We start from the raw sequence: 26,267 nt of genomic DNA, 5'->3' as shown, positions 1-26,267 counted from the left end.
GCCCCGCAGCGAATGGCGGCTGCGTGTGCTGACGGGGCAACGCAGAGGCTTCGCCCCGAGGCGGGGCTCCTACAGGACGGCGTCAGTTTGTAGATTTCTACCGTTACAGGATTTTCCATGGACCGCTACTGCGTCTTCGGCAACCCCATCGGCCACAGCAAATCGCCGCTGATCCATCGCCTGTTCGCCGAGCAGACCGGTCAGGCGCTTACCTACGAGGCGCGCCTGGCGCCGCTGGATGACTTCGCCGGCAATGCCCGCGCCTTCTTTACCGAGGGGCTGGGCGGCAACGTGACCGTGCCGTTCAAGGAAGAGGCCTTTCGCCTGGCCGACGAGCTGACCGAGCGCGCGCGCCGCGCCGGTGCAGTGAACACCCTGAAAAAACTGGCAGGCGGCCGGCTGCTCGGCGACAACACCGATGGCGCCGGCTTGACCCGCGATCTGCAGGACAACGCCGGCTTCAGCCTGGCCGGCAAGCGCGTTCTCGTCCTCGGCGCCGGCGGTGCCGTGCGCGGCGTGCTGGAACCCTTCCTGGCGCAGAAGCCGGCCGTGCTGGTGATCGTCAACCGCACCGTGGCCAAGGCCGAACAGCTGGTGCGCGAATTCGCCGATCGCGGCCCACTGGTGGCCGCCGGTTTCGACTGGATCGACGCGCCGGTGGATCTGATCGTCAACGGCACCTCGGCCAGCCTTGGCGGTGAGTTGCCGCCGATTGCGCCGGGCCTGATCCAGCCCGGGCACACGGTCTGCTACGACATGATGTACGCTAAGGAGCCAACGGCGTTTAATCGCTGGGCTGCCGAACAGGGCGCCGCACGCTGCCTCGATGGCCTGGGCATGCTGGTCGAGCAGGCCGCCGAAGCGTTTCAGCTGTGGCGCGCTGTGCGGCCGGATACGGCACCCGTGCTGACCGAACTGCGCCGTCAATTGCTGGCTTGAGGACAGAGTGATGGAAGAGCACGCGCTACCCAGGATCAGGGGCTACCACGCCCACGTCTACTTCGACGCCAGCAGCCTCGATAAAGCACGCGCATTGTGCGAAGAAGCGGCGCGTTGTTTCCCGCTGAAGATGGGACGTGTGCATGAGCGCCCGGTCGGTCCGCATCCGGACTGGAGCTGCCAGCTGGCCTTCCGCCCCGAGCTGTTCGCTGAGCTGGTGCCCTGGCTGATGCAGCGGCGCGACGGCCTCAATGTGCTGGTCCATCCGATTACCGGTGACGATCTGCGCGACCACCGCGACTGGTCCCTTTGGCTCGGCCAGGTACGCCCGCTGGACCTGAGCGCACTCGAAGACGAATGAGCGCCGGAGCGAGCTGTCTGGCTCAATCCTCGAACAACACCGGGCAGCTTTGCGCACCTTCCAGCTTGAGGATTTCCTCCACCACCTGCGGCCGCGCCTGACGCAGTACCAGGCTGCGCTGCAGCGCCTGCAGGCGGCGCGCTTCCTGGTGCAGCATCTCCACCCCGGCATAGTCGATGAAGTTGATGTGCCGTGCGTCGATCACCAGGCGTTGGCCGCGGCTGCGCTGCAGTAGTTGCTGGATGTACTGGCAGGCGCCGAAGAAGATCGAGCCGTCGATGCGCAGAATTTCGTCGTCGCCGTCGTGCCACAGGCGCACGCGCGGCTGCGAGGTGCGCTTGAGGTAGAAGAACAGCGATGCCAGTACACCGGCGTAGATTGCCGTCTGCAGCTCCAGCACCAGGGTGGCGACGAAGGTCAGCAGCATCACCACGAACTCGGCACGACTGACCTTGCGCAGCGCTCGGATCGCCGGCAGATCCACCAGGCCCCAGCAGATCAGCAGGATACCGGCGGCCATCACCGGCAGCGGGATATGCGTCAGCAGCGCTGCGCCGAACACCGCGAACAGCGCCACCAGCAATGCCGAGAACACCCCGGCCAGCGGTGTGCGTGCGCCGGCCTGCAGGTTCAGCGCCGAGCGGGTGAAGGAGCCGGCCGACAGCGAGCCGGAAAACCACGGGCCGATCATGTTCGATAGGCCCTGGGCGCGCACTTCCTGGTTGGCATCGAGGAACTGGTGCGACTTCACCGCCAGCGCGCGGGCGATGGACAGACTGGTGACCAGCCCGAGCATGCCGCAGGCTACCGCTGCCGGCAGCAGGCGCAGCACGTCGTCGAGGTCGAAATTCAGCATGGTCAAAGGCGGCAGGCCACCTTCGAACGGCGCCACCAGGGCGATGTCAGCGGTGAAGCGTGCCGGTAGCAGCCAGGTCAGCAGACTGCCGCAGACCAGGCCGATCAGCAGTGCGGGTGCCTTTGGCCAGAGTTTGCGCACGGCCACGCTGAGCAGCAGGGTAAAGGCCGCCAGCGCCAGGCTCGGCCAGTGCGCCTCGGGCAGGTGCTGGCCGATCTGCAGCAGGCTGGTCAGCGCCGTGGGCTGGCTGGCGACCTCGACGCCGAGCAGATTGGGCATCTGGCCGATGGCGATTACCAGCGCCGCGCCGAGGGTGAAGCCGAGCACCACCGACTGCGAGACGAAGTTCACCAGTGCACCGAAGCGCAACAGGCCGAGCAGCCACTGGAACAGCCCGGCGAGAAAGGTCAGCAGCAGGATCAGGGCGATGAACTCGTCGCTGCCCATGCGCGCCATGGGCGTAACGCTGGTGAACAGGACGATGGAGATGGCGGCGGTCGGCCCGCAGATCAGGTGCCAGGACGAGCCCCACAGGCAGGCGATGATCACCGGCACGATGGCCGCGTACAGCCCGTACTCCGCGGGCAGGCCGGCGATCAGCGCGTAGGCCAGCGACTGCGGCAGGGCCAGGATGGCGCCGGTCAGGCCCACCAGCAGGTCGTTGCCGAGGGTCTTGCGACTGGTGCCGGGCAACCAGCGGAGAAACGGCAGCAGGGTCTGTCGGTCGGGTAGGCGCATGGTTCGGTTCAAGGGTGGGCCGTAGGCGACTCCACCCTACTCACTTGCGGCGGTTAATTCAAAGTCGCGCCTTTACCGCAGCCAGGCCGTCGCCACCGTCCCGGGTGGTGACGCCCTGCAGCCAGCCATCGAGCACCTGCGGGTTGGCCTTGAGCCAGGCCTTGATCGCGGCGTCGTTGCTGGCCTGCTTGCTCAGTACTTGGTCCATGATGCTGTTCTCCATGTCCTGGGTGAAGCGCAACTGGCTCAGGAGCTTGCCGACGTTCGGGCACTGCTCGGCATAGCCCTTGCGCGCCAGGGTATTGACCTGGCCGCTGTCGCCGAAGTAATTCTCGCCGCCCTTGAGGTACTTCATGTCGTACTGCACGTTCATCGGGTGCGGCGTCCAGCCGAGGAAGACCACGAACTGCTCGCGTTTCACCGCGCGGCCCACTTGCACCAGCATCGCCTGCTCGCTGGACTCCACCAGTTTCCAGTCGCCCAGACCGAACTCGTCGGCGGCGATTATCTGCTTTATCGAATCGTTACCCGGCGAGCCGGAGGCGATGCCGTAGAGCTTCTTGTCGAACTTGTCGGCGTGTTTGTCCAGATCGGCGAAGGTCTTTACCCCCGCATCGTAGGCATAGGCTGGCACGGCCAGGGTGTACTCGGTGCCTTCGAGGTTCTGCGCCAGCTTGTCCAGATCGCCGCTGGCGACGAACTTGTCGTAGTTGCTCTGCTGCGCCGGCATCCAGTTGCCGAGGAACACGTCGATCTGCCCCTTCTGCAGCCCGGCGAAGATGATCGGCACGGCCAGGGTCTGGCTTTGCGTCTCGTAGCCCAGGCCGTCGAGCAGGAAGCTGGCGATGCCGTTGGTCACGGCGATGTCGCTCCAGCCGGGGTCACCGAGCTTGACCGTGCTGCAGGCTGCATCCTCGGCCCACACATTGCCGGCGCTGCTGAGCGCGGTGGCGAGTAACAGCACACTGAATCGGTTCATGACGTCTCTCCTTTTTTCTTCTGTTTTGGGGGCGGCAGTCGGTAAAGGTTCATACCTGAGGGAAACGGGCGCGGCGCTCCAGGTCGTCGAGGTCGATGTGGTTGCGCATGTACTGCTGGCTGGCGTCGACCCAGGGCTGGTGATCCCAGCTGGTCAGCTTGCCCTGGCTCAGGGCCTCGGCCACCAGTCGGCGGCGGCGTTGGCTGGCGAGGGTTGCGGCGTGGATGGCGCTAATGTCCCAGCGCTCGCGCGCTTCGGCGATGAACTCGGCGAGCAGGGTCTGATGGTCGGCACTGCCGGCGAGGTTCTCGCGCTCGGCCGGGTCGTGCTGCAGGTTGAACAGCAGCAGCGGATCGTCCTCGGAATAGACGAACTTCCAGGGCCCGCGGCGAATCATCATCAGCGGGCTGCGCGTGCCTTCGGCCATGTATTCGCCGAGCACTTCGTCATGCCCGCCCTCACCCTTGAGGTGCGGCAGCAGTGAGCGACCTTCCAGTTCCAGGCCCTGCTCGACCTGGCCGCCGGCCAGTTCCACCAGGGTTGGCAGCAGATCGAGGGTCGACACGGACTGGCTGACCCGATGCGCGGCAAAGCGCTTCGGTGCATGGACCAGCAGCGGCACGCGGGCGGACATCTCGAACCAGTGCATCTTGTACCAGAGGCCGCGCTCGCCAAGCATGTCGCCATGGTCGCCGGAGAAGACGATCAGGGTGTCTTCGGCCAGGCCGCATTCCTCCAGGGTCCCCAGCAGCTTGCCGATGTTGTCGTCGATATAGCTGCAGGCGCCGAAGTAGGCGCGGCGGGCGTCGCGGATCTTGTCCTCGGGCAGCGGCTTGTCCCACAGGTCGATGACCTTGAGCAGGCGCCGCGAGTGCGGGTCCTGCTCGCTCTGCTCGATGTGCTGGCGTGGCATGGGGATGTCCACGCCCTCGTAGCGATCCCAGTATTCGCGGGCAATGGTGTAGGGGTCGTGCGGGTGGGTCATCGACACGGTCAGGCAGAACGGCTGCTCGGGCGTCAGGCGCACGTGGTCGTAGAGGTACTGGCGGGCCTTGAACACCACCTCCTCGTCGAAATCCAGCTGGTTGCTGCGTACACAGGGGCCGGCCTGCAGCACCGAGGACATGTTGTGGTACCAGCTGGCGCGTACGTCCGGCTCGTCCCAGTTCACCGCCCAGCCGTAGTCGGCCGGATAGATGTCGCTGGTCAGGCGCTCCTCATAGCCATGCAGCTGGTCCGGGCCGCAGAAGTGCATCTTGCCCGACAGCGCGGTGCGGTAGCCGAGGCGGCGCAGGTAGTGGGCGTAGGTCGGTACATCGGCGGGAAAATCCGCGGCGTTGTCATAGGCGCCGATTTTCGATGGCAGCCGGCCGCTGACCAGAGTGAAGCGCGACGGCGCACAGAGCGGGCTGTTGCAGTAGGCCGAGTCGAACACCACGGCCTGCTCGGCCAGCTTCATCAGGTGCGGCATCTGCACCGGCGAGGCGGCATCGTGCAGCGGCAGGATCGGTGCGGCCATCTGGTCGGCCATGATGAAGAGGATGTTCGGGCGCTTCATGGGGTCGGCTATTCCATATTGTTGGTTTATGCGACAGTGCGGGTGCCATGATTCCGGTAGAACGGCAGCAGGGTAAACCCGGCTGCGACACATGCCTCGGATAAGCAGAGCTTATGTTCAAAGCCATCGATGGGCTGTCGCTCGACGCGCTGCGGGTGTTCGAGTCGGCGGCGCGCCAGCTCAGTTTCACCGCAGCGGCCAGCGAACTCGGCAGCAGCCAGCCGGCCATCAGCCAGCAGATCAAACGCCTCGAGCAGCAGCTGGCCACGCGCCTGTTCGACCGCATCTATCGCGGCATCGTCCTGACCGAGGCCGGCGAGCTGCTGCTGGCGCATGTGCAGGAAGGGCTGGCGGCCCTCGATACCGGTCTCGCTGCCGTCACCACGCGTCAGCAACATGAGGTGCTGCAGGTGGCCACCGACTTTGCCTTCGCCGCCTACTGGCTGATGCCGCGCCTGCAGCGTTTCAATCGCCTGTACCCGGAGGTGGACGTCAGCCTGATCACCAGCGAGCGAGATCCGGCCACGGTGCCCAGTGACATCGACGTGGCGATCCGCTTCGGCGATGGCCGTTTCAAGCACGGCGAAGCGCATCTGCTGTTTCGCGAAGAGGTGTTCCCGGTGTGCAGCCCGCGTCTGCTCGGCGAGCGCCAGCCTCCGCTGCCGGCTCAGGTGCTGACCGAGCTGCCGCTGCTGCACCTGCGTCCGGAACACCGCTCTCGCTGGTTCGATTGGGAGGGATTGTTTCGCGCGCTGGGTATCGCCAGCCTGCCCACGCCCGGCGCCCTGCGCTTCGACAACTACACCCTGCTGATCCAGGCCGCCATCGCCGGGCAGGGTGTGGCCATCGGTTGGCGCCATCTGGTGGATGAACTTCTCGCTCAGGGGTTGCTCTGTCGTCTGGGCGAGGCCGAAGCGCATTCGGCGCTCGGCTACTACCTGGTACTGCCCGAGCGTAAAAGGCGTCAGCGTCTGACCGCGCGTTTCGTCGACTGGTTGCAGGCCGAGCTGGATTCGCCAGCGGCGACCGTTTAACCGGGCCATACTGCAATAGCGAGCGATGAGTCCCTATACTGAGCGCCGCCACACACCGCCATCGTGCGCGATGTGCTTGCGGCCCCTCCACTCCAACCGGTGAGCTGAACCGTGAAACTTCGTCATTCGATTTTGGGCCTGCTGCTGTGCGGTAGCCTTGTTGTTTCGAACCTCCAGGCCGCGCCGGCCCAGCCCAAGCAGGAGCTGGCCGCAGGCAGCGCCTTGCTGATCGATCTGAAAACCGGCCAGGAGCTGTATTCCAGCAACGCGGACCTGCGCCTGCCGGTCGCCTCGGTCACCAAACTGATGACCGCCATGGTGGTGCTCGACGCCAAGCTGCCGCTGGACGAGGTACTGCCGATCACCATCCGCGACACTAGGGAAATGCAGGGCGTGTTCTCCCGCGTGCGCATTGGCAGCGAGATCAGCCGGCGCGACATGCTGCACCTGGCGCTGATGTCCTCGGAGAACCGTGCCGCCGCCAGCCTCGCTCACCATTATCCGGGCGGCCACGCGGCCTTCGTCGCGGCGATGAACGCCAAGGCCAGGGCGCTGGGCATGCACAACAGCCACTTCGTCGAACCCACCGGCCTGTCCGAACAGAACGTTGCCACCGCGCGTGATCTGGCGCTGATGGTCAAGGCGGCCAACCAGTACCCGCTGATCCACCAGTTCAGCACCGATTCCGAAGCCACCGTGGCCTTCCGCAAGCCCAATTACACCCTGGGCTTTCGCAATACCAATGCGCTGGTGCGCAAGGCCGACTGGAACATCAACCTGAGCAAGACCGGCTTCACCAACGCCGCCGGTCGCTGCCTGGTAATGGCCACCACCATCGCCAACCGTCCGGTGGCTTTCGTGGTGCTCGGCGCCTTCGGCAAGTACACCCATATGGCCGACGCCAACCGCCTCAAACGCTGGATGGAGACTGGCAAGGTCACCCCGGTGCCGGCCGCCGCCCTCAGCTACAAGCAGCAGAAGCTGGCCGAGTGGAGCCTGCAGGCCGCGCAATGACCTGACGCTGATGCAGAAAAGGGCGACTCGATGAGTCGCCCTTTTTCGTTGTGCTGTCGTGTAGCCCGGATGCACTCGGGGCCTATCTGCGGGTTCCCCGGATTGCATCCGGGCTACGGTCGTTGTGTCTCAGGCCGGGCAGCCCAGTCGCTCGCTGAGGAAATCGAGAAAACAGGTGATGCGCGACGCCAGCGCGGTGTTGCGGTAGTACACCGCGTTGATTGGCTGGCGCACCTCCACCCGTTGCTCGGCCAGCACCTCCACCAGTGCGCCGCTGGCGCGAGCGGTATCGGTCATGAAATCCGACAGGCACACCACACCCTCGCCGGCCAGGCCCAGCGCGAGAACGGTATCGCCGCTGGAGGCGCGCAGGCTTGGAGTGATGCGCCAGCGCTCGCCGAGCGCATGGCGCAGAGGCCATTCATTGAGGCTGTCGGGCTCGGTGAAACCGATCAGGCTGTGTCCCGACAGGTCTTCGGTGCGTGCCGGCGTACCATGCCGGCGCAGGTACTCGGGGCTGGCCAGCACGCGCCGATAGCTGTGACACAGGGGCCGCGCGTGCAGGCTGGAGTCCGGCAGATGACCGATGCGGATGGCCAGGTCTGTGCGTCGTTCCAGCAGGTCGATGATGCGGTCGTCACTGTTCAGTTCCAGCTCGATCTGCGGATAAAGCGCGCGAAATTCGCCGATCAGCGGCACGATCGCATGCAGCATGAAGGGCGAGGCGGTATTTATGCGCAAGCGCCCTGCCGGTGCCTGGCGACGCAGGGTCATCTGCTCCTCGGCGTCCTCGACGCTGGCGAGGATGCGCCGCGCCTGAGCCAGGAACACCTCACCCTCTTCGGTTAGCTCCAGGCGTCGCGTGGTGCGGCGCAGCAGGGTAACGCCGAGCTTTTCCTCCAGGCGACTCAGTGCGCGGCTGACACCCGAGGCGGTTTGTTCCAGCTGCTCGGCCGCGGCGCTGATCGAACCGCTGTCGACCACGCTGACGAAGGCGAGCATTTCTTCCAGGCTGGTTTTCATTGTTGATCTTCAGTCAAAGGTGTTTGCGGAGTTTCCGGCTTTTTCCGCAGGAGTCTGGCGCGGATACTGCGCCATCTCAACCCCGCGCGCCGCCAGGCAAGGTTCTGCAACTTTTGCTTGATCGATGGTGCCGAATCTTTCGATACCTGTTGCCCCCCGATGCTCGGCCAGCGTTTCCCGATCTATGAGGAACTTCTCATGAAATTCATTCCCCCCTTCGGTCTCGGCACCTTCCGTCTCAAGGATCAGGTCGCCGTCGACTCGGTGCGTACCGGTCTGGAGCTGGGCTACCGGCATATCGACACGGCGCAGATCTACGGCAACGAGGCCGAGGTCGGCCAGGCCATTGCCGGCAGCGGCGTGGCGCGTGACGAGCTGTTCGTCACTACCAAGGTGTGGACCGAGAACCTCGGCAGTGGCCGGGTGCTTCCCAGCCTGCGCGAGAGCCTGCAGCGCCTGGGCCTGGAGCGGGTCGACCTGACCCTGATCCACTGGCCGTCGCCGAATGACGAGATTCCCGTGGCGCAGTACCTGGGCGAACTGCTCGAGGCCAAGCGCCAGGGGCTGACTGCGGCCATCGGTGTGTCCAACTTCACCATCGCCCATATGCGCCAGGTCATCGAGGCCGTGGGCGTGGACGAGATCGCCACCAACCAGGTGGAAATCCATCCGTTGCTACAGAATCGCAAGCTGGTGGCATTCGCCCGGCAGCAGGGTATCCATCTGACCGCCTACATGCCGCTGGCCTACGGCAAGGTGCTGGCCGAACCGGAGATCCAGCGCATCGCCGCCGCCCATGGCGCCAGCCCGGCACAGGTTGCCCTGGCCTGGTCGCTGCAGCAGGGCTATACGGTGATCCCCTCCTCGACCAGGCGCGAGAACCTGGCCGCCAACCTGGCCGCTGCCGAGCTGCGCCTGAGCACCGAAGACATGGCAGCCATCGAGGCGCTGGATCGTGGCGAGCGCGTTGCCAACCCGGGCTTTGCGCCGCGCTGGGATTAAGCCGTTAGTTTTGGTGCGCAGGCCTGACCACCAATGTGTGGGAGGGGCTTTAGCCACGACTCTGGGCGCTATCGGCCGCCGGCAATATCGATCAGTGCACCGGTTGTGTAGCTGGCCTTGTCATCGAGCAGCCAGACGATCGCTTCTGCGACTTCCTCGGCACGTCCGGCGCGCCCCAGCGGCGTGGTTCTGCCGAGGCGCTCGGCGCGATCCGGCTGGCCGCCGCTGGCGTGGATCTCGGTGTCGATCAGCCCGGGGCGCACGGCATTGACCCGCACGCCTTCGCCACCGAGCTCCTTGGCCAGGCCGCGGGTCAGCACGTCCATGGCGCCTTTCGCCCCGGCGTAGTCGACGTATTCGAAGGGCGAACCGAGACTGGCGGCGATGGACGACACCAGCACCATCGAACCGCCCTCGCCGCCGCGGCTGCGCGCCATGCGCCGGGCGCCTTCGCGAGCGGTCAGGTAGCTGCCCAGCACGTTGACCTCGAACATCCGTTGCAGACGCTCGCCGCTCATCTCCAGCAGCGGCATGGGCGGCGCGACGATGCCGGCATTGACCACCAGACCGTGCAGCGGGCCGAACTTGTCCATGGCCGCGAACAGGCGCTGCACATCCTCTTCAACCGCCACATCGCCCGATAAGGCGACGGCAGTGCCGCCCATGGCTTCGATCTGCGCCACCACACTCTCGGCTGCGGCGCTATCAGTACGGTAGTTCACGCCTACGCGCCAACCGTGCTCGGCGGCCAGCAAGGCGGTGGCGCGGCCGATGCCACGGCTGGCGCCGGTGATCAGCAGGTTCTTGCTCATGGGGAGGTCTCCTGTTCGTTGTGGTCATCGTGCGTCGTCCACCCTACGGCATGACCTCGTCAGGAACCAGTGGGCAGGACCATTGGCCGTCAGCGGACTCGGGGGTTACCATGCGCGCCCTTCTAGCGACCCGCACCTGCTCATGAAATCTGCAAGCTTGCGCGCCGACCTGCTGGCCGGCCTGACCTCGTCCTTCGCCCTGGTGCCCGAATGCATCGCCTTCGCCCTGGTGGCCCAGGTCAACCCGCTGATGGGGCTGTACGGCGCCTTCATCATCTGCACCCTCACCGCGCTGTTCGGCGGCCGGCCGGGCATGATCTCCGGCGCGGCCGGCTCGATGGCGGTGGTGATCGTCGCCCTGGTGGTGCAGCACGGTGTGCAGTACCTGTTGGCAACGGTGCTGCTCGGCGGCCTGATCATGCTGGCGTTCGGTCTGCTGCGCCTGGGCAAGCTGATCCGCATGGTGCCACACCCGGTGATGCTGGGCTTCGTCAACGGCCTGGCGATCATCATCGCCCTGGCCCAGCTCGAGCATTTCCAGCACGACGGCCACTGGCTGCAGGGCAAGGCGCTGTACCTGATGCTCGGTCTGGTGGCGCTGACCATGGTCATCGTCTACCTGCTGCCACGCCTGACCCGCGCGGTGCCGCCGGCGCTGGTGGCGATCCTCGGCATTGGCGCGCTGGTCTACCTGCTGGAGCTGCCGACCCACACCCTGGGCGATATGGCGCATATTGCCGGCGGCCTGCCGAGCCTGGTGCTGCCGGACATCCCCTGGAACCTGGATACGTTGGCCATCATCGCCCCCTACGCGATACTGATGGCCCTGGTCGGCCTGCTGGAAACCCTGCTGACGCTGAACCTCACCGACGAGATCACCGCCACCCGTGGCCATCCTGATCGCGAATGCGTGGCGCTGGGCGTGGCCAACATGACCTCCGGCCTGTTCGGCGGCATGGGCGGCTGCGCGATGATCGGCCAGACCGTGATCAACCTTAGCTCCGGCGGGCGCGGGCGGCTGTCCGGCGTGGTCGCCGGGGTGATGATCCTGCTCTTCGTGCTGTTCCTCTCGCCGCTGATCGAACGCATTCCGCTGGCGGCACTGGTCGGTGTGATGTTCGTGGTGGCGCAGCAGACCTTCGCCTGGGGCTCCCTGCGCGTGGCCGGCAAGGTGCCGGCCAACGACGTGCTGGTGATAGTCGCCGTGACCGCCATCACCGTGGCCACCGACCTGGCCACCGCCGTGCTCTGCGGCATCGTCATCGCCGCGCTCAACTTCGCCTGGCAGCACGCCCGCGAACTCTATGCCGACAGCGATATACAGGCCGATGGTAGCAAGCTGTACCGCGTGCATGGCACGCTGTTCTTCGCCTCCTGCACCACCTTCCTGGCGCAGTTCGAGCCGGCCGACGACCCGCAGCAGGTGACCCTGGACTGCCGCCACCTGAGCTTCGTCGACTACTCGGCCATTGCCGCGCTGAAGACCCTGCGCGAACGCTACGAACGCGCCGGCAAGCATCTGCGTGTGGTGCACCTGTCCGACCGTTGCAAGCAGTTGCTCAAGCGCGCGGGCGAGTAGACGGCTGACGCCATAATGAAAAAACCGCTGCCCTGTCGCCAGGTGCAGCGGTTTTTTCTTGCCTGAAGGGCGATCAGCGGCGTGCGCCGCGTACCCCTTCGGCCAGTTCGCGGCACAGGCCGAGCACGCCGTCGATGGCTTGCTGCGAGCTTTTCGCCTCGGCGATCTTGTCGATCAGCGCCGAGCCGACCACCGCGCCCTCGGCGCGCCTGGCCACTTCGGCAGCGTGCTCCGGGGTGCGGATGCCGAAGCCGATGCACAGCGGCAGATCGGTGTGGCGACGCAGGCGGGCCACAGCTTCCTCGACATGATCCATGGTCGCCGCACCGGCACCGGTGACGCCGGCCACCGACACGTAGTAGACGAAGCCGGAGCTGCCGGCCAGCACGATGGGCAGGCGGTCGTCGTCGGTGGTCGGAGTGGTCAGGCGGATGAAGTCCATGCCTGCGCTCTGCGCCGGTTCGCACAGCTCGTCGTTGTGCTCCGGCGGCAGGTCGACCACGATCAGTCCGTCGACGCCGGCCTCTTTGGCGTCACTGATGAAGCGCTCGACGCCGTAGACGAAGATGGGGTTGTAGTAGCCCATCAGCACCAGTGGCGTGCTCTGGTTGCCTTCGCGGAATTCGCGAACCATCTGCAGCGTCTGCTGCATACCCTGTTTGCCGGCCAGTGCGCGGATGTTGGCGAGCTGGATGGCCGGGCCGTCTGCCATCGGGTCGGTGAACGGCATGCCCAGCTCGATCACGTCGGCACCGGCGTCCGGCAGACCCTTGAGGATGCTCAGCGAGGTGGCGTAGTCGGGGTCACCGGCGGTGATGAAGGTCACCAGCGCGGCGCGGTTCTCCGCTTTCAGTTCGGCGAAACGGTTCTGCAGGCGGCTCATGCGTGTTTCTCCTGGTTGTCCTGCATGTGGTGCATCACGGTCTGCATGTCCTTGTCGCCACGACCGGACAGGTTGATCACCATCAGGTGATCCTTGGGCAGCTTCGGCGCACGTTTGAAGGCTTCGGCCAGCGCGTGGGCGCTTTCCAGGGCCGGGATGATGCCTTCCAGGCGGCAGCACTGGTGGAAGGCTTCGAGGGCTTCGTCATCGCTGACCGGCACGTACTCGACGCGCTTGATCTCGTGCAACCAGGCGTGTTCCGGGCCGACGCCGGGGTAGTCGAGGCCGGCGGAAATCGAGTGGGCATCGGTGATCTGGCCGTCGTCGTCCTGCAGCAGGAAGGTGCGGTTGCCGTGCAGCACGCCCGGCGCGCCACCGGCCATGCTCGCCGCATGCTTGCCGGTGTCGATGCCGTGGCCGGCCGCCTCGACGCCGACGATCTGCACGCCTTGGTCATCGAGGAAGGGGTGGAACAGGCCGATGGCGTTGGAGCCGCCGCCGATGCAGGCCACCAGCGAGTCGGGCAAACGCCCTTCCTTCGCCAGGATCTGCTCACGCACTTCGTTGCCGATCACCGACTGGAAGTCGCGGACCATGGCCGGGTACGGATGGGGACCTGCGGCAGTGCCGATCAGGTAGAAGGTGTTGTGGACGTTGGTCACCCAGTCGCGCAGGGCCTCGTTCATGGCGTCCTTGAGCGTGCCGGTGCCGGCGGTGACCGGAATCACCTCGGCGCCGAGCAGCTTCATGCGGAAGACGTTGGCCTGCTGGCGGTCGATGTCGGTGGTGCCCATGTACACCACGCACTGCATGCCGAAGCGCGCGGCCACGGTGGCAGTGGCCACGCCGTGCATGCCGGCGCCGGTCTCGGCGATGATGCGCTGCTTGCCCATGCGCTTGGCCAGCAGGATCTGGCCGATGCAGTTGTTGATCTTGTGCGCGCCGGTGTGATTCAGGTCTTCGCGCTTGAGGTAGATCTTCGCGCCGCCGAAGTGCTCGGAAAGGCGCTCGGCGTAATACAGCGGGCTGGCGCGGCCGATGTAGTCGCGCTGGAAGTAGGCCAGCTCTTCGAGGAAGGCCGGATCGTTCTTGGCCTGCTCGTATTCGGCGGCCAGCGAGTTGATCAGCGGCATCAGGGTCTCGGCGACGAACTGACCACCGAAGCGGCCGAACAGGCCGCGAGCGTCGGGGCCGGTGCGAAATGAGGTCATGGCGTGCTCCTTGTCGACAGCCAGTGGCTGGCAGGGCGAGTGAGTGATGGGCCCATTCTAGCCCCATGAGACGTGGCGAAAAGCGATTTGATTGAGTTTATTTGTCAGAAAAACTCACGAATAAAAAGGCCTGCCGGTGTGACGCAGCGCACGCGCGCGACACATGAGCAGAACTCGGCGCTGCCTAATCTGTCCCAGCCGCAGGCGGCATGGCGTCGCCCCACAGGGAGAGACACGAATGCACAGGGTAATGGCGGTCAGCGTAATCTGCGCAGCACTGGCGACGACGGCTCAGGCTGCCACACTGGAGCTCCATGGTATTGGCAACTCACGCGATGTCACGTGCAAGGGGCAGGACGTCAGCATCAGCGGCGCCGACAACCACTTCCGCTTGAGTGGCGACTGTGGTCGCGTCGAGGTGCACGGTTCGAAACACGTGATCAGCCTGGACAATGCCGCCGGCCTGGAAGTGACCGGCGGGGAGAACCAGATAGAGGCTGCGCGGCTCGGTGGCCTGGATGTGGACGGTGCCGATCACCAGATCACGGCCCAGGTGCAGGGCGACGGTCAGCAGCCCGCACAGGTCGTGCTATATGGCGGCGGCAACGTACTCACGCTCGATCTACGAGGGCCAGTGCGGCTGGAGGTCAATGGGACTGATCAGCAGGTCACCTGGCAAGGTGACGACCCGGAGGTGGAAACCAGCGGCTTCGGCCACCGCCTGCAGCGGCAATAAGCAGGCGGCAGGTTGGCGACCCGCGGGGAACGTGATTAGATGCCCCTGACTTGTCAGGAAAAATCACTTCTCCCATGAGCCGCGATCTGCCCCCACTCAACGCGCTGCGCGCCTTCGAGGCGGCCGCCCGCCTGCAAAGCGTCAGTCGCGCCGCCGAGGAGCTGCACGTCACTCACGGCGCGGTCAGCCGGCAGATTCGCGTACTCGAAGAGCAACTGGGCCTCGGTCTGTTCGACAAGGACGGCCGTGGCGTCAAGCTCACTGCCGCCGGCGTTCGCCTGCGCGATGCCACTTCGGAGGCCTTCGAGCGCCTGCGCGAAACCTGCGCCACGCTGCGTCGCGAAACCGAAGAGCGCCCCTTCGTGCTCGGTTGCCCCGGCAGCCTGCTGGCGCGCTGGTTCATCCCGCGTCTCGATCGCCTGCAGCGCGAATTGCCCGAACTGCGCCTGCAACTCTCGGCCAGCCAGGGCGAGTTGGACCCGCGCAGCGCCGAGGTGGATGCCACTCTGCTGTTCGCCGACCCGCCCTGGCCGGCCGACATGCAGGTATTCGAGCTGGCGCCCGAGCGCATCGGCCCGGTGCTCAGCCCGCGCTATGCCAACCATGCGCAGTTGGCTGCTGCCTTGCCCGAGGCGCTCTACGCCGAGGCGCTGCTGCATACCACCTCGCGCCCGCAGGCCTGGCCGCAGTGGGCACAGGCCCAGGGCCTGACGCCCGAGCGCCTGCAACAGGGCCAGGGTTTCGAGCATCTCTATTATTTGCTGGAGGCGGCGGCCGCCGGGCTTGGCGTTGCCATCGCGCCGGAAACGCTGGTGGCCGACGACCTGCGCGCCGGTCGTCTGGCCGCGCCCTGGGGCTTCGTCGAAACCAGTGGCTGTCTGGCGCTGTGGACGCGCCGCACCGACCCGCGCAGCGAGCGCCTGGCGCACTGGTTGCGCGAAGAGCTGGCGGCCTGAGCAAGGGTATCGGCCAGGTCGTCTCTGTCCAAGAGCGCGACGTTACCAGCGAGGCAGGGCGCGGAGTCGGTTGCTAGCATCGCCGGACTTTCCTTCCCTCAGCGGTCCGGCCGGTTCAGACGAGGCATCGATGTCCAACCTTTGCAGCAGTGCCGTCGATTTCACCCCCTATACGCTGGAGGTGACCGGCAAGGGTATCCGCGAAGTCGAGCAGGCGTGGGCGTCGATACCGGCCGGCACGCCGATCAACATTGCCTTTCTGGGCAATGAGGATCACGCCCAGCGTATTCATGCGGCGAAGATCATCCGGGCCTGCGGCGCCGAGCCGGTGCCGATCATTTCCTCACGCCGGCTGCGCAGCGAGGGCGATCGTGACGACCTGATCGGCGCGCTGATCGAGCAGGCGGCGCCCAAGCGCTTCATGTTCGTCGGCGGTGACCCGGCCACGCCTGCCGGGCTCTACCAGGACTCCCTGACGCTGCTGGCCAGTGGTGTGCTGGAGCGCCACGGCATCGATCAGGTGGTGATTACCGGTTACCCGGAAGGACACCCGAAGATCGACAAGGGTGAGCTCATGCGCGCCCTGCAATGGAAGCTGGATTTTCTGCGCGAGGCTGGCTGCGACGTGGAGATCACCACACAGTTCGGCTTCGATGCCGAGGCGGTGGTGCGCTGGATCGAGCAACTGCGCCAGCAGGGTATCGACACGCCTGTGCGCATCGGCGTGCCAGGCCCGGCCGATGTCGGCAAGCTGCTGCGCTTCGCCCGTCAGTTCGGCGTGGCGACCTCAGCTTCGATCCTGCGGCGTTACGGCTTGTCGATGACCAATCTGATGCAGCGCGTGGGCGCCGAACGTTACTGGGACCAGCTGCAGGCCGGCCTGGGTGGCAGGCAACTGGGCAGCATCGGCTGGCACCTCTATCCCTTTGGCGGAATCGAGGATGGGGTTAGCTGGATCAATGCCCGTTTGAGCGATGACTCCAGGCTCCAGGCATCATCGCGCTGGACGACGTAGCCACAGCCAGGGGTTGGCATGGCGTTTTCCAGATTGCCGGCGAGATGTGGGGCTTGATGCTGCCAGGCGAGCCGGCCCTGGGCGGGGCGCTGAACCAGCGCTTCCCGCTTTTGCACATTCGCCGAGCGGGTATCCCGGCCTTGCCGCTTGCGTGCCCGTTGCTCAGAACGCATGCACCAGCGTCGCGGTGAGGTTGCGTGGGGTGCCGTGCCAGCCGCGTGGGCCGATTGCCGTGTAGTAGGTTTCGTCGAGCGCATTGTTCAGGTTGAGTGAGACGCTGGTTTCGGGCGTGAGGGCATACTGCGCCATCAGGTCCACCACGCTGTAGGGGGCCTGCATGAAGGTCTCGCCATTCGGGCCGGAACTTTTGTAATACTCCTCACCCTGCCAGCGCACGCCGCCGCCCACCTTCAGCTGCGGCTGCGATTGCAGGCGATAGGTGGTGAACAACTTGAGGGTATCGCGCGGCACTTCGCTGAGCAGGCGCTCATCGTCCGAGTCCTTGATCAGCGCATAGCTGTAGCTGGCCGAGACCTGCCAGTCCGGCAACAGCTCGCCGGCCATTTCCACCTCGAAGCCACGGGTCTTGGTGCCGGACTCGGCGATGGAATAACCGGGATTGTCCGGGTCGGCCACCGGCAGGTTGTCTTGTTGCACCTCGAACACGCTCAGACCTGCGGTCAGGCGCTTGTCCCAGAACTCGGCCTTGAGGCCCAGCTCGTAGTTTTCGCCTTCCTTGGGTTCGAGATAAGTGCCGTCGAACTGCTGGCGGTCCTGCGGATTGAAGATGGTGGTATAGCTGGCGTAGGCCGACCAGTTGTCATTGAGGTCGTAGACCAGGCCCACATAGGGCGTGACGATACCGTTCTCCTGCTCCTTGGAGCGGGTGACCTCGCCGCTTGCCAGAGAGTGAGACGACTTGTCGCGCTGCCAGTCGATGATCCGCGCCCCGGTGATCAGCGCGAGGCTGTCGGTCAGGCTCCAGCGGGCCGCTGCCACCAGGCCCAGCTGGGTCTCATCCAGTGCGTCTTCCGTGGATTGGTTATGAATGGCGTCAGGCACCGCCAGCGAGCCATCCCAGGTATGAATGTTGTCGATATCCTGGAACGTCCACAGCGGATAGCCGCCATTGCGGTAGTAAGCCCGGTGGTGGCTGGCGCCCAGGTACAGCTCGTGTTCGCGGGATAACAAGGCAAAGGGCCCGGTGGCCGACAGGTCGAACGAGGTCTGCCGAGGCTCGGCAGCCCAGCGCCCGGTCCAGGTGCTGACGCCGCTACCATCGGCGTTGACCCGGCCATTGGCAGCGGTGGCGAAGGCATCGTCATAACTGCGGCGACTGTGCTCTGCATTGAACTTGACCTGCCAGCCGTTGCTCAGCGCATGCTCCAGGGTGGTGAACAGGGTCTTGGTCTCGCGCTTGTGGTAGCCCCAGTCGGCGCCGGAGTTGAACGAGCGCGACGGTTTGAAGTGGCTGCCGTCGCTGTTGTACATCGGAAAGCCGTGGTTGCCGGCGCCGTCGTTGTCCAGGTCCTGATACTCGGCACCGACGGTCAGCATGCTGGTGTCGCTGATGTCCCACTCCAGCACGCCGTAAGCCACCTGCTTTTCCAGCGCCTGACGGTCGACATGGTTCTTGCTGTCGGTCTTCGCCGCGACCGCCCGGCCGCGTAGGTGGCCGCTCTCCGAGAGCCTGCCAGAGACGTCCAGCTCACTGCGGTAATTGTCCCAGCTGCCGGCCTGCAGGGTCAGCTTGCGCTGCGTCTGCAGGGTAGGCTTCTTGCGGATCAGGTTGACCGTGGCACTGGGGTCGCCGGTGCCCGACATCAGGCCGGTGGCGCCACGCACCACTTCGACGCGGTCGTAGATGGCCATGTCGGCCAGGTCATCGTTGAAGCCATAGGTGCTGGGGCGGCTGATGCCATCGACCTGGATATTGTCGATCGGCAGACCGCGCACATAGATCTGGTTGGCGTCACTGCCGGCGGGACCCATGTTGTTGGCCACCACGCCCGGGGTCCGTTCGAGCACCTGGGTAATATCGATGAGGTTCTGATCCTCGATCTGCTGACGGGTCACCACGCTGATGGCCTGAGGCGTTTCGCGCATCGACAGATTGAGCCCGGTTGCGGTGCTGGCCGAGGCGGTGGTGTAACTGCCCGTGCCCTCCGTGGTCACGCCCAGCTGACCGCTGGTGACCGTCGTCGCGCTAAGCTCCAGCGCCTCGCCCGATTGGGCGCGTACCAGCACGTAGCGCTTGTCGCCGGCCTTCCGAACGCTCAGGCCGCTGCCCTGCAGCACCCGGGCAAAGCCTTCTTTCACCTCATATTCGCCTTGCAGGCCGGCGCTTTCGAGGTTCGCGGTTTCACCGCTGCCGAAACTAAGGGTGACACCACTGGCGGCTGCGAACTGGCTCAGCGCAGCGGCCAGGCTACCGGCTGGGATGCTGTAGCTAAGCGGCTCCGCCCAGGCACTGGCAGTCACCAGCAGCGAGCCGGAAAGGCTCAGCGTCAGTGCGGCCTGGCGAATGCTGCGGGCGAGCGGGGAAGGGCAAGCGGACATCGGGGGCTCCTGGACAATTGGCAATAGCGGCGTCTGCGCGCGTGCAGTGGGAGCCGAACAGGCAATGAGAATCTGTTACCGATGAATGAAAAAACTTTCTGCTTAGCAAGGATGCTCAGCCGGGCTACAGGGCTGCTCAAGCGGCGTTCGATGCGTTCGGTTGAAGCTCATTCGCCGCGACTACGCGCCGCGCTGTTCGATACGCACCCAGTAGCGCGTCAGGCGCTGCACCCTGACCGGCAGGGCGTCCTCCAGGCTGGCCAGAATGGCTTCCTCGTCATCCAGCTGGAAGGCGCCGGACAGGCGCATGGCCGCCACCTGCGGCGCGCAACCGAGGTAGCCATGACGATAGCGCGACAGCTCGCCGAGCAGGCGATCCAGCCGCCAGTCGACCGCCACCAGCCTGCCCTGGGTCCAGGCCGAAGCATTGGCCGTGGACGCCTGCACGACTCCCGCGCGCTGCGCGCTGAACCTAACCCCCTGCCCGGCCTCCACCCGCGTCGGCGCGGCCGTGGCCAGGCGTGGCTGAACCTCCACGGCGTGCTCCTCGACCGTGACCTCGCTGCGCTCTTCCAACTGGCGCACCAGGAAGCGTGTACCCAGCGCGCGGATGCTGCCCTCGGCGGTCTGCACCCGCAGCGGCCGCACGTCCGGCCCGCTCTGCACGAGGATTTCCCCCTCCTGCAGGCGGATCAGGCGCTGCGCCGTATCGAAGCGGATATCCACCCGGGTGGCGGTATTGAGTTCCAGGCGACTGCCATCGGCCAGCATCACCCGCTTGCGCTCACCGACCCGCGTGGTGTAATCGGCGCTCAGCGGTGAGACGCGATAGCCCTGCCAGCCGACCACACCGGCGCCAAGCAGCACCGCCAGCGTCTTCAGCGCTGTGCGCCGGCCCTGATGCGCGCCCTGCAGTGCAGCGGCGGCCAACTGCGGCGAAGTCACTGCCAGGCGCTGCTGCAAGCGCTGCAGGCGCTGCCACGCCTCGGCATGGCGAGGATCGGCGTGCACCCAGCGCTGCCACGCGTGCTCGGTGGCGGCATCGGCCTGGCTGTCGTTGAGCCGCACATACCAGTCCACCGCCTCGGTGAGAATCGCCTTCATGCCTCCTCCAGCAGCAGGCAGTGCAGCAGCGCCTTGGCCAGGTGTTTGCGCACCGTGGTCACGGAAACGCCCATGCGCAGCGCTGTCTTTTCGTAGCTCAGGCCGTCGAGCTGCACGGCGAGGAAGATGCCCCGCGTGCGCTCGCCCATGCCGTCGAGCATGCGGTCGATGGCCTCCAGGTTGTCGAGAATCAGCACGCGCTCCTCGGCCGACGGCGCGTACTGCTCCGGACGCAATGCCAGCGCCTCCAGATAGGCCTGCTCCAGCGAACGGCGGCGATAGAGATCGATTACCAGACCCCGGGCGACCGTTACCAGATAAGGTCGCGGTTCACGCAGCGCGCCGGCATTACGCGCCTGCAACACCCGGACAAAGGTGTCCTGAGCCAGATCGGCGGCATCGGCCGAATTGTTCAGGCGCTGGCGCAGCCAGCCGTTCAGCCAGCCATGATGCTCGCGGTAGAGCCTGTGCAGATCCGTATTGCAGGATGCCGTGGACATTACGGGCCCCAATAGAAATTATGGTGTAAATGGGAATTTTTAACGATTGTAAGCCTGGCGGACATGGGTTGGGAACGGGATGGCGGCCATGGATAGACATCGTGAGAACGTTGAGCCTGTTCCGGCGTCTAGTCTTGAGAGTATTTCCACAACGAGCGGAGGCGCGTCATGTCCAACCATCACACTTACAAGAAAATCGAAATCGTCGGTACATCGCCGACCAGCATTGAACAAGCCATCGAGAACGCGTTGGCCGAGTGCGCCAAGAGCGTGCGCAACATGGACTGGTTCGAGGTGATGGGCACCCGTGGCCATATCGAGAACGGCAAAGTGGCGCATTATCAGGTCACGCTCAAGGTCGGCTTTCGCCTGAGCGGCAGTTGATGCCCTGACGCAAGCGGCAAGGCTGCATCGGCGGCGACGCCATTGTTTGGCCGCCGGTTCAGTGCTTGCGGCAGGCGCCTGAAGGCTGTGCCGATGCGCACATTGCCGGAAGTGCCTGGTGGCCAGGTGCGGCAGGATCGGGCAAGCTGCCCGGGCTGATTTCAGGGAGGAAATGCCATGTTCAGACTCTTGCTGCTGATGAGCCTGCTGTCGCTTGCGGGTTGTATCGACAACGAACCGCCGCTAGCCGAGGAGCGCCGCCTGCTGCTCAGCGGGGAAGACTTCGCCAGCTACGAGGCGCCGCAGGAGGGGCGCTACCAGAAGGTGGTGACCTATGCCACGCGCACCATCGACCTCAGTTTCGAAAGCCGGGGCAGCGACTGGTTCTACCTCTACACCGGCGTCTCGCTGTATCCACGCGCCGGCGATGCACTGATGACCAGCTACGCCGAGACCTTCGGCGCGTCCTTCGGCCTGCGTGACAGCGGTCTGCTGCAACAGGATCTGCCGCTGGAAACCAGGCTGGCCAGTCGCGCCAGTCTCAAGCTGCTGACCCAGGACGGCGAGCCGGTTGGCAATCTGTTCTATGCCACGGTCGGCAACAAATCGATGTTCACCATCTTCACCGGGGTGTATTTCGAGCAGGCCGAGGACTTCGAGACATTCATCGCGCCCAAGCTCCTGGCATTGCGCGAATACCAGCACGACGATCCCTTGCTGACCTGGGCGGGCAGAACCCTCGGCTTTGGCGAGTGACAGGTGCCTAGCCGAAGAACCAGTAGCACACGGCAATCGCGGCGATGATCCCCGCTGCATCGGCGACCAGCGCGCAACCCACCGCATGGCGGGCGCGCTGCAGGCCGACCGCGCCGAAGTACACCGCCAGCACATAGAAGGTGGTTTCGGTGCTGCCCTGTACCGTGGCCGCCACCAGTGCCGGGAAGCTGTCGACACCGAAGTTTTCCATGGTCTCGATCAGCATGGCGCGCGCTGCGCCGCCGGAGAACGGCTTGATCAGCGCGGTGGGCAGGGCGTCGACGAAGCGCGCATCCCAGCCCAGCGTCTCGACCAGCCAGCGGATGCCGTCCAGGCCGAAATCCAGCGCGCCGGATGCACGCAGCACGCCGATGGCGCAAAGCATGGCGACCAGATACGGCAGCAGGCTCTTGGCCACATCGAAACCTTCCTTGGCGCCATCAATGAAGCTCTCGTACACCGCAACCTTGCGCAGGGCGCCAACCACCAGAAACAGCATGATCAGGCCGAACAGGGTGAGATTGCCGAGCAGCGAGGAAAGCGCCGCCAGAGCCGTGGCGCTCATGCCGGCGAGCAGCGCCATGAAGCCGCCCAGCAGCAGCGCGGTAGGAATCAGGTAGGCCAGCACCACCGGGTCCCACAGACGCAGACGCTGCATCACAGCCACCGCCAGCAGACCCGCCAGGGTCGAGGCGCTGGTGGCCAGCAGGATGGGCAGGAACACCAGGGTCGGATCCTCGGCGCCTTGCTGCACGCGGTACATGAAGATTGACACCGGCAGCAGGGTCAGCGAGGAGGTATTGAGAACGAGGAACAGAATCTGCGCATTGCTCGCCGTGGTAGCGCTCGGGTTGAGGTCCTGCAGGGCGCGCATGGCCTTGAGGCCGATCGGCGTGGCGGCGTTGTCCAGGCCCAGGCCGTTGGCTGCGAAGTTCATGCTGATCAGCCCCAGCGCCGGGTGGCCGCGCGGCACATCCGGCATCAGGCGGGCGAACAGCGGCCCCAGCAGACGTGCCAGCAGATCGACCAGTCCGGCTTTCTCGGCGATACGCAGCAGGCCCAGCCACAGCGTCAGGGTGCCGAACAACACCACCATCAGCTCCACCGAGAGCTTGGCCATGGCGAACAGGCTCTCGACCATGGCGCCGAACACGCTGGCGTCGCCGCCGATCAACCAGCGCGCCAGAGCGGCGGTGGCACCCAGCAGAAAAAAGCCCAGCCAAAGGCCATTGAGCATTGCGATCCCCCTTAGCTCGAAGTCGCGAGCGACGCCTTCCTTGATGGCCTTCTCCTTGAAGGAAAAGGTGGCGCGAAGCGCCGGACGAGGGAGGGCATGCCGTTATGGCGGGGGATGATAACGTGCCGGCGGGGACTTATGGGACAGCCGGCAAACGGTCGTTACTCAATACCAGTTGGGATCGCTGCGCAGCTGTTCCATCAGCATCTGCTGGACCTCCTCGTCCGGGTCGCCCAACCAGCGCAAAGTGGCGTGCTCGCTTGGCACGCGGTCTTCGGGCAGGCCGTCCGGCACCTGCACGTAAAGCGCGTAGGCGTCATCGTCCTCCCACTCGAAGGCAACATAGGCACGCTGGCTGAAGCATCGTTGTGCCTCGCATACCTGGCCCACCAGATAGCGGTCATTGTCGGCTTCCACCGCCTGCATGGGGGTGGACAGGCCGCTGAGATTGATCAGCCAGTCCGGCAGGCGCTCTTCATCCTTGACCAGATCCTGCCAGGCCTCGCGGTACTCGGCATTGCTGCTCAGCAACTCGCCTGGCTGGAAGCTGGCATCGCGGTCGGCGGCCTGAGCCGCCAGGGCGCCGCCCATCAGCAGGGCGGCAGCGATGGCGTGGATCGAATGCATCTACGTCTCCCTACATCCGCGGGCGGCGGCCCATGACGAACGAGATGATGAACAGCACCAGGAACACCACGAATAGAATCTTGGCGATACCTGCAGCGGTGCCGGCGATACCACCGAAGCCCAGTACAGCGGCGATGATGGCGATGATCAGGAATGTGACTGCCCAACTAAGCATGGTGTTTCTCCTCAGTGGATAATGGCCCAGGCAGGCCAGGGGTCTTGCGCGTTGCTCGGCAGCAGAGGCTGGGGCGCAGCGCCCGTGGGCAGCTCCAGCTCCGCGGTGTTGCGGCTCGCGCACAGGGTTTGGCCAATCAGCAGGACGCTGGCAAGCGTCAAACTGAGCAGAAGCAGCAAGCTGGCAAGTACCAGAGCAACTATCCACATGGCCGTTCTCCTGTTGCGTTTGAGGCGGATGGCGCAGGGGTCTGGCATGTCCGTCTCGTCCTTTTCTTGCTTCGCGGCCGGTATTTGACCGGTCGCCCAATAAAGACATTGCAGCGCCCGTGCCAGACTGATCGCTTATATAAAAGCCTTTATAATCATCGAGTTATATTTGCTTGATGGCACATTGTGACGGGCATCCTGCCCGAATGAGGTTGTTCTGGTCGTGCGTTTTGCCCGACGAGCCGCAGCGGTTTGAGGCGTTATGGCAGGCCAGAGTGGTCGCCCGTCGACTGCGCAGTCGGTATACTCGCTGCGCCCGTGTGCCATGCGGGTTCCGCGCCCAGAACAACAACCGCGCCGCGAGTCTCGAGCCAATGAACGACTACGAACAGGAAGACCCGATTCCCCAGGGTGATCTCGCCCTGCAGATCACCGCGTTGCCGCGCGAGACCAACGGTTTTGGTGACATTTATGGTGGCTGGCTTGTATCGCAGATGGATCTCGCCGGCACCGCGATGGCGAGTAAGGTCGCAGGTGGCCGCGTGGCGACCGTGGCTATCGATCGCATGGCCTTTCTGGTGCCTGTCGCGGTGGGTGCGCAACTGTCCTTCTACACCCAGGCGCTGGAAATTGGCCGTAGCTCGATCCAGATGATGGTCGAGGTTTGGAGCGACGATCCGCTGTCCAACGAATGGCGCAAGGTCACCGAAGCGGTGTTCGTCTTCGTTGCCATCGACGGTAGTGGCCGTACCCGTCCGGTGCCGCCTCGTCGCGGTTGAGGCCGCCAATGGCAGTAACGAAAACGCCGGCTGATAGCCGGCGTTTTGTTAGGTGCTGAGTGATCAGCCGCGGATGTTGTAGATGTCCTTCTCGTTGCTTTCGGCGTAGTCGTACAGGCGCTTGAGATAGGCTTTCTGATGCTCCCAGACCTTGCTCGCTGCCGGGTCGGCCGCTGCGCTGGCGTCGACCACTTCGGCCGCCACTTCCTTCAGGCGGGCCAGGACTTCATCCGGCAGGCGGCGTACTTCCACGCCATCGGCCTTGAGCTGTTCCATGGCTTCCATGTTCTTGGCGTTGTAGTCGTCGAGCATGTCGCCGTTGACGTCGCGTGCGGCGGCACGAACGATGGCCTGCAGATCGGCCGGCAGGGTTTCCCAGGCCTTTAGGTTGACGTCCAGTTCGAACAGTACGCTCGGCTCCTGCCAGCCCGGCGTGTAGTAGTACTTGGCTGCCTTGTGCAGGCCAAGGGCAAGGTCGTTGTATGGACCGATCCACTCGGTGGCGTCGATGGCGCCGGTCTGCATGGCGGTGAAGATCTCACCAGCCGGCATGTTGACCACGGTACCGCCCATCTTGGTCAGCACTTCGCCGCCCAGGCCAGGAGTACGCATCTTCAGACCTTTGAAGTCGTCGACCGAGTTGATTTCCTTGTTGAACCAGCCGGCGGTTTGTACGCCGGTGTTGCCGCAGGCCATCGGCAGTACGCCGAACGGTTTGTACACCTCTTCCCACAGCTGCTGACCGCCGCCGCGATGCAGCCAGGCGTTCATTTCCTGGGCATTGGGGCCGAACGGCGAGGCGCAGAAGAACTGGGCCGCCGGTACCTTGCCTTTCCAGTAGTAGGGTGCGCCGTGACCCATTTCGGCGGTACCGCGGGAGACTGCATCGAACACTTCCAGTGCCGGTACCAATTCGCCGGCCGCGTACACCTTGACCTTCAGGCGGCCGTTACTCATTTCGTCGACCAGCTTGGCGAAGCGCTCGGCCCCCACGCCGACGCCCGGGAAGTTCTTCGGCCAGGAGGTGACCATCTTCCAGTTGAAGGTTTGGGAACTCGAACCCTCTTGAGGTGCTGCGGCGCTCTTGGCTTCTTCTTTGCAGCCAGCCAGCGCGGTTGCTGCAAGGCCTACGCCCGCTGCGGCGAGTATGTCGCGACGTTTCATGCAATGCTCCTTTATTGTTGTATTGGTCTTACCACGGGATCGCCGGGGGTAGACCGGGCGTGAATAACATAGGGGTT

The 26,267-nt window shown here is 65.0% G+C and carries 27 protein-coding genes; 12 read left to right on the top strand and 15 right to left on the bottom strand.

Translation table 11 applies throughout. The annotated features are described in order from the left end of the window. Positions 1-117 precede the first annotated feature (117 nt). Positions 118-939: a shikimate dehydrogenase gene (gene aroE, locus DXK50_RS03715; RefSeq protein WP_212629373.1), complete on the top strand. Its 822-nt coding sequence runs from the start codon at positions 118-120 to the stop codon at positions 937-939. 10 nt (positions 940-949) lie between these two features. After that, complete coding sequence (locus DXK50_RS03710; protein WP_161864201.1) at positions 950-1,300, top strand: DOPA 4,5-dioxygenase family protein; 351 nt, start codon at positions 950-952, stop codon at positions 1,298-1,300. 22 nt (positions 1,301-1,322) lie between these two features. Here the strand turns inward: DXK50_RS03710 and DXK50_RS03705 are convergent, their stop codons facing one another. From DXK50_RS03705 to betC, 3 genes are read right to left on the bottom strand one after another with little or no spacing between them, the layout of a single operon-like run. Beyond that, the gene (locus DXK50_RS03705) at positions 1,323-2,894 is read right to left on the bottom strand and encodes a SulP family inorganic anion transporter (RefSeq protein WP_212629372.1); all 1,572 of its coding nucleotides are present in this window, start codon (positions 2,892-2,894) and stop codon (positions 1,323-1,325) included. Between the two features lie 58 nt (positions 2,895-2,952). Beyond that, positions 2,953-3,873 carry a choline ABC transporter substrate-binding protein gene (gene choX / locus DXK50_RS03700; RefSeq protein WP_212629371.1) on the bottom strand — a complete coding sequence of 307 codons (921 nt, stop codon included), beginning with the start codon at positions 3,871-3,873 and terminating at the stop codon, positions 2,953-2,955. Between the two features lie 49 nt (positions 3,874-3,922). Further along, positions 3,923-5,431 carry a choline-sulfatase gene (betC, locus tag DXK50_RS03695; RefSeq protein ID WP_212629370.1) on the bottom strand — a complete coding sequence of 503 codons (1,509 nt, stop codon included), beginning with the start codon at positions 5,429-5,431 and terminating at the stop codon, positions 3,923-3,925. A 113-nt stretch (positions 5,432-5,544) separates the two neighbouring features. On the opposite strand from betC, the gene DXK50_RS03690 reads away from it, so the two are divergent. After that, positions 5,545-6,465: a choline sulfate utilization transcriptional regulator gene (locus DXK50_RS03690; protein WP_212629369.1), complete on the top strand. Its 921-nt coding sequence runs from the start codon at positions 5,545-5,547 to the stop codon at positions 6,463-6,465. Between the two features lie 111 nt (positions 6,466-6,576). Continuing rightward, positions 6,577-7,479, top strand: coding sequence for a D-alanyl-D-alanine endopeptidase (gene pbpG / locus DXK50_RS03685; RefSeq protein ID WP_212629368.1), 903 nt, complete (start codon positions 6,577-6,579; stop codon positions 7,477-7,479). A gap of 129 nt (positions 7,480-7,608) precedes the next feature. Here pbpG and DXK50_RS03680 read toward each other — a convergent pair whose 3' ends face one another. Next, a complete protein-coding gene (locus DXK50_RS03680) occupies positions 7,609-8,502 on the bottom strand; it encodes a LysR substrate-binding domain-containing protein (protein WP_212629367.1) in 894 nt (297 codons plus the stop codon). A gap of 198 nt (positions 8,503-8,700) precedes the next feature. Here DXK50_RS03680 and dkgB point away from each other — a divergent pair, with 198 nt between their 5' ends. After that, a complete protein-coding gene (gene dkgB / locus DXK50_RS03675; protein ID WP_212629366.1) occupies positions 8,701-9,504 on the top strand; it encodes a 2,5-didehydrogluconate reductase DkgB in 804 nt (267 codons plus the stop codon). A 68-nt stretch (positions 9,505-9,572) separates the two neighbouring features. On the opposite strand, the gene DXK50_RS03670 is transcribed toward dkgB, so the two are convergent. Beyond that, a complete protein-coding gene (locus tag DXK50_RS03670) occupies positions 9,573-10,316 on the bottom strand; it encodes an SDR family oxidoreductase (protein WP_212629365.1) in 744 nt (247 codons plus the stop codon). Between the two features lie 142 nt (positions 10,317-10,458). Between DXK50_RS03670 and DXK50_RS03665 the strand changes: the two genes are divergently transcribed. Next, positions 10,459-11,895 (top strand): SulP family inorganic anion transporter, encoded by a 1,437-nt coding sequence (locus DXK50_RS03665; protein WP_161864192.1) that lies wholly within the window; start codon positions 10,459-10,461, stop codon positions 11,893-11,895. A gap of 73 nt (positions 11,896-11,968) precedes the next feature. Here the strand turns inward: DXK50_RS03665 and trpA are convergent, their stop codons facing one another. Together trpA and trpB are read right to left on the bottom strand one after the other, a co-directional pair. Beyond that, positions 11,969-12,778 (bottom strand): tryptophan synthase subunit alpha, encoded by an 810-nt coding sequence (gene trpA / locus DXK50_RS03660; protein WP_212629364.1) that lies wholly within the window; start codon positions 12,776-12,778, stop codon positions 11,969-11,971. Further along, on the bottom strand, positions 12,775-13,989 hold the full coding sequence (trpB, locus tag DXK50_RS03655) for a tryptophan synthase subunit beta (RefSeq protein ID WP_212629363.1): 1,215 nt from the start codon (positions 13,987-13,989) through the stop codon (positions 12,775-12,777). Before trpB ends, trpA begins: the two co-directional genes overlap by 4 nt. Before the next feature lie 238 nt (positions 13,990-14,227). Here trpB and DXK50_RS03650 point away from each other — a divergent pair, with 238 nt between their 5' ends. The 3 genes from DXK50_RS03650 (at position 14,228) to DXK50_RS03640 (ending at position 16,696) form a co-directional block, all read left to right on the top strand. Then, on the top strand, positions 14,228-14,725 hold the full coding sequence (locus tag DXK50_RS03650; protein ID WP_212629362.1) for a DUF3060 domain-containing protein: 498 nt from the start codon (positions 14,228-14,230) through the stop codon (positions 14,723-14,725). A gap of 74 nt (positions 14,726-14,799) precedes the next feature. Further along, entirely contained in the window at positions 14,800-15,681 is an 882-nt protein-coding gene (locus tag DXK50_RS03645; protein ID WP_212629361.1) for a LysR family transcriptional regulator, read from the top strand. A gap of 130 nt (positions 15,682-15,811) precedes the next feature. After that, entirely contained in the window at positions 15,812-16,696 is an 885-nt protein-coding gene (locus DXK50_RS03640) for a methylenetetrahydrofolate reductase (RefSeq protein WP_212629360.1), read from the top strand. A 162-nt stretch (positions 16,697-16,858) separates the two neighbouring features. Here the strand turns inward: DXK50_RS03640 and DXK50_RS03635 are convergent, their stop codons facing one another. The 3 genes from DXK50_RS03635 to DXK50_RS03625 all read right to left on the bottom strand — a co-directional run bounded on the left by DXK50_RS03635 (position 16,859) and on the right by DXK50_RS03625 (position 20,859). Next, positions 16,859-19,255, bottom strand: a complete 2,397-nt coding sequence (locus DXK50_RS03635) for a TonB-dependent siderophore receptor (protein WP_212629359.1) — start codon at positions 19,253-19,255, stop codon at positions 16,859-16,861. Between the two features lie 180 nt (positions 19,256-19,435). Continuing rightward, complete coding sequence (locus DXK50_RS03630) at positions 19,436-20,359, bottom strand: FecR domain-containing protein (RefSeq protein WP_212629358.1); 924 nt, start codon at positions 20,357-20,359, stop codon at positions 19,436-19,438. Beyond that, positions 20,356-20,859, bottom strand: a complete 504-nt coding sequence (locus DXK50_RS03625; RefSeq protein WP_161897763.1) for a sigma-70 family RNA polymerase sigma factor — start codon at positions 20,857-20,859, stop codon at positions 20,356-20,358. The genes DXK50_RS03630 and DXK50_RS03625 overlap by 4 nt, the downstream gene beginning before the upstream one ends. Positions 20,860-21,027: 168 nt before the next feature. On the opposite strand from DXK50_RS03625, the gene DXK50_RS03620 reads away from it, so the two are divergent. Together DXK50_RS03620 and DXK50_RS03615 are read left to right on the top strand one after the other, a co-directional pair. Beyond that, complete coding sequence (locus DXK50_RS03620; protein WP_212629357.1) at positions 21,028-21,243, top strand: dodecin; 216 nt, start codon at positions 21,028-21,030, stop codon at positions 21,241-21,243. Positions 21,244-21,420: 177 nt separating this feature from the next. Continuing rightward, positions 21,421-21,999 carry a hypothetical protein gene (locus DXK50_RS03615; RefSeq protein ID WP_212629356.1) on the top strand — a complete coding sequence of 193 codons (579 nt, stop codon included), beginning with the start codon at positions 21,421-21,423 and terminating at the stop codon, positions 21,997-21,999. Between the two features lie 7 nt (positions 22,000-22,006). Here the strand turns inward: DXK50_RS03615 and DXK50_RS03610 are convergent, their stop codons facing one another. The 4 genes from DXK50_RS03610 to DXK50_RS03595 form a co-directional block, all read right to left on the bottom strand. Further along, positions 22,007-23,236, bottom strand: coding sequence for a nucleoside recognition domain-containing protein (locus tag DXK50_RS03610; protein WP_212629355.1), 1,230 nt, complete (start codon positions 23,234-23,236; stop codon positions 22,007-22,009). Positions 23,237-23,401: 165 nt separating this feature from the next. Beyond that, positions 23,402-23,863 carry an inhibitor of vertebrate lysozyme family protein gene (locus DXK50_RS03605; protein WP_161897761.1) on the bottom strand — a complete coding sequence of 154 codons (462 nt, stop codon included), beginning with the start codon at positions 23,861-23,863 and terminating at the stop codon, positions 23,402-23,404. A 10-nt stretch (positions 23,864-23,873) separates the two neighbouring features. After that, complete coding sequence (locus DXK50_RS03600; protein ID WP_024306218.1) at positions 23,874-24,038, bottom strand: DUF1328 domain-containing protein; 165 nt, start codon at positions 24,036-24,038, stop codon at positions 23,874-23,876. A gap of 11 nt (positions 24,039-24,049) precedes the next feature. Next, positions 24,050-24,247 (bottom strand): hypothetical protein, encoded by a 198-nt coding sequence (locus DXK50_RS03595; RefSeq protein WP_161864179.1) that lies wholly within the window; start codon positions 24,245-24,247, stop codon positions 24,050-24,052. A gap of 374 nt (positions 24,248-24,621) precedes the next feature. Here DXK50_RS03595 and DXK50_RS03590 point away from each other — a divergent pair, with 374 nt between their 5' ends. Further along, positions 24,622-25,026, top strand: coding sequence for an acyl-CoA thioesterase (locus DXK50_RS03590; RefSeq protein WP_013713264.1), 405 nt, complete (start codon positions 24,622-24,624; stop codon positions 25,024-25,026). 63 nt (positions 25,027-25,089) lie between these two features. Here DXK50_RS03590 and DXK50_RS03585 read toward each other — a convergent pair whose 3' ends face one another. Continuing rightward, positions 25,090-26,190 carry a TRAP transporter substrate-binding protein gene (locus DXK50_RS03585; protein WP_161864178.1) on the bottom strand — a complete coding sequence of 367 codons (1,101 nt, stop codon included), beginning with the start codon at positions 26,188-26,190 and terminating at the stop codon, positions 25,090-25,092. Positions 26,191-26,267 lie beyond the last annotated feature (77 nt).

The sequence above is a fragment of the Pseudomonas sp. KB-10 genome, from assembly GCF_018221585.1.
Taxonomy (GTDB): domain Bacteria; phylum Pseudomonadota; class Gammaproteobacteria; order Pseudomonadales; family Pseudomonadaceae; genus Aquipseudomonas; species Aquipseudomonas yangonensis.
Note: the sequence above shows the minus strand (reverse complement) of the source record. Positions and strands in the feature narration are given on the sequence as shown.

What these genes read in the sequence shown, in the direction of transcription:
- aroE (WP_212629373.1), top strand. Translation starts at nt 118, where the DNA reads ATGGACCGCTACTGCGTCTTCGGCAACCCCATCGGCCACAGCAAATCG.
- DXK50_RS03710 (WP_161864201.1), top strand. Translation starts at nt 950, where the DNA reads ATGGAAGAGCACGCGCTACCCAGGATCAGGGGCTACCACGCCCACGTC.
- DXK50_RS03705 (WP_212629372.1), bottom strand. Translation starts at nt 2,894, where the DNA reads ATGCGCCTACCCGACCGACAGACCCTGCTGCCGTTTCTCCGCTGGTTG.
- choX (WP_212629371.1), bottom strand. Translation starts at nt 3,873, where the DNA reads ATGAACCGATTCAGTGTGCTGTTACTCGCCACCGCGCTCAGCAGCGCC.
- betC (WP_212629370.1), bottom strand. Translation starts at nt 5,431, where the DNA reads ATGAAGCGCCCGAACATCCTCTTCATCATGGCCGACCAGATGGCCGCA.
- DXK50_RS03690 (WP_212629369.1), top strand. Translation starts at nt 5,545, where the DNA reads ATGTTCAAAGCCATCGATGGGCTGTCGCTCGACGCGCTGCGGGTGTTC.
- DXK50_RS03680 (WP_212629367.1), bottom strand. Translation starts at nt 8,502, where the DNA reads ATGAAAACCAGCCTGGAAGAAATGCTCGCCTTCGTCAGCGTGGTCGAC.
- dkgB (WP_212629366.1), top strand. Translation starts at nt 8,701, where the DNA reads ATGAAATTCATTCCCCCCTTCGGTCTCGGCACCTTCCGTCTCAAGGAT.
- DXK50_RS03670 (WP_212629365.1), bottom strand. Translation starts at nt 10,316, where the DNA reads ATGAGCAAGAACCTGCTGATCACCGGCGCCAGCCGTGGCATCGGCCGC.
- DXK50_RS03665 (WP_161864192.1), top strand. Translation starts at nt 10,459, where the DNA reads ATGAAATCTGCAAGCTTGCGCGCCGACCTGCTGGCCGGCCTGACCTCG.
- trpA (WP_212629364.1), bottom strand. Translation starts at nt 12,778, where the DNA reads ATGAGCCGCCTGCAGAACCGTTTCGCCGAACTGAAAGCGGAGAACCGC.
- trpB (WP_212629363.1), bottom strand. Translation starts at nt 13,989, where the DNA reads ATGACCTCATTTCGCACCGGCCCCGACGCTCGCGGCCTGTTCGGCCGC.
- DXK50_RS03650 (WP_212629362.1), top strand. Translation starts at nt 14,228, where the DNA reads ATGCACAGGGTAATGGCGGTCAGCGTAATCTGCGCAGCACTGGCGACG.
- DXK50_RS03645 (WP_212629361.1), top strand. Translation starts at nt 14,800, where the DNA reads ATGAGCCGCGATCTGCCCCCACTCAACGCGCTGCGCGCCTTCGAGGCG.
- DXK50_RS03640 (WP_212629360.1), top strand. Translation starts at nt 15,812, where the DNA reads ATGTCCAACCTTTGCAGCAGTGCCGTCGATTTCACCCCCTATACGCTG.
- DXK50_RS03635 (WP_212629359.1), bottom strand. Translation starts at nt 19,255, where the DNA reads ATGTCCGCTTGCCCTTCCCCGCTCGCCCGCAGCATTCGCCAGGCCGCA.
- DXK50_RS03630 (WP_212629358.1), bottom strand. Translation starts at nt 20,359, where the DNA reads ATGAAGGCGATTCTCACCGAGGCGGTGGACTGGTATGTGCGGCTCAAC.
- DXK50_RS03625 (WP_161897763.1), bottom strand. Translation starts at nt 20,859, where the DNA reads ATGTCCACGGCATCCTGCAATACGGATCTGCACAGGCTCTACCGCGAG.
- DXK50_RS03620 (WP_212629357.1), top strand. Translation starts at nt 21,028, where the DNA reads ATGTCCAACCATCACACTTACAAGAAAATCGAAATCGTCGGTACATCG.
- DXK50_RS03615 (WP_212629356.1), top strand. Translation starts at nt 21,421, where the DNA reads ATGTTCAGACTCTTGCTGCTGATGAGCCTGCTGTCGCTTGCGGGTTGT.
- DXK50_RS03610 (WP_212629355.1), bottom strand. Translation starts at nt 23,236, where the DNA reads ATGCTCAATGGCCTTTGGCTGGGCTTTTTTCTGCTGGGTGCCACCGCC.
- DXK50_RS03605 (WP_161897761.1), bottom strand. Translation starts at nt 23,863, where the DNA reads ATGCATTCGATCCACGCCATCGCTGCCGCCCTGCTGATGGGCGGCGCC.
- DXK50_RS03600 (WP_024306218.1), bottom strand. Translation starts at nt 24,038, where the DNA reads ATGCTTAGTTGGGCAGTCACATTCCTGATCATCGCCATCATCGCCGCT.
- DXK50_RS03595 (WP_161864179.1), bottom strand. Translation starts at nt 24,247, where the DNA reads ATGTGGATAGTTGCTCTGGTACTTGCCAGCTTGCTGCTTCTGCTCAGT.
- DXK50_RS03590 (WP_013713264.1), top strand. Translation starts at nt 24,622, where the DNA reads ATGAACGACTACGAACAGGAAGACCCGATTCCCCAGGGTGATCTCGCC.
- DXK50_RS03585 (WP_161864178.1), bottom strand. Translation starts at nt 26,190, where the DNA reads ATGAAACGTCGCGACATACTCGCCGCAGCGGGCGTAGGCCTTGCAGCA.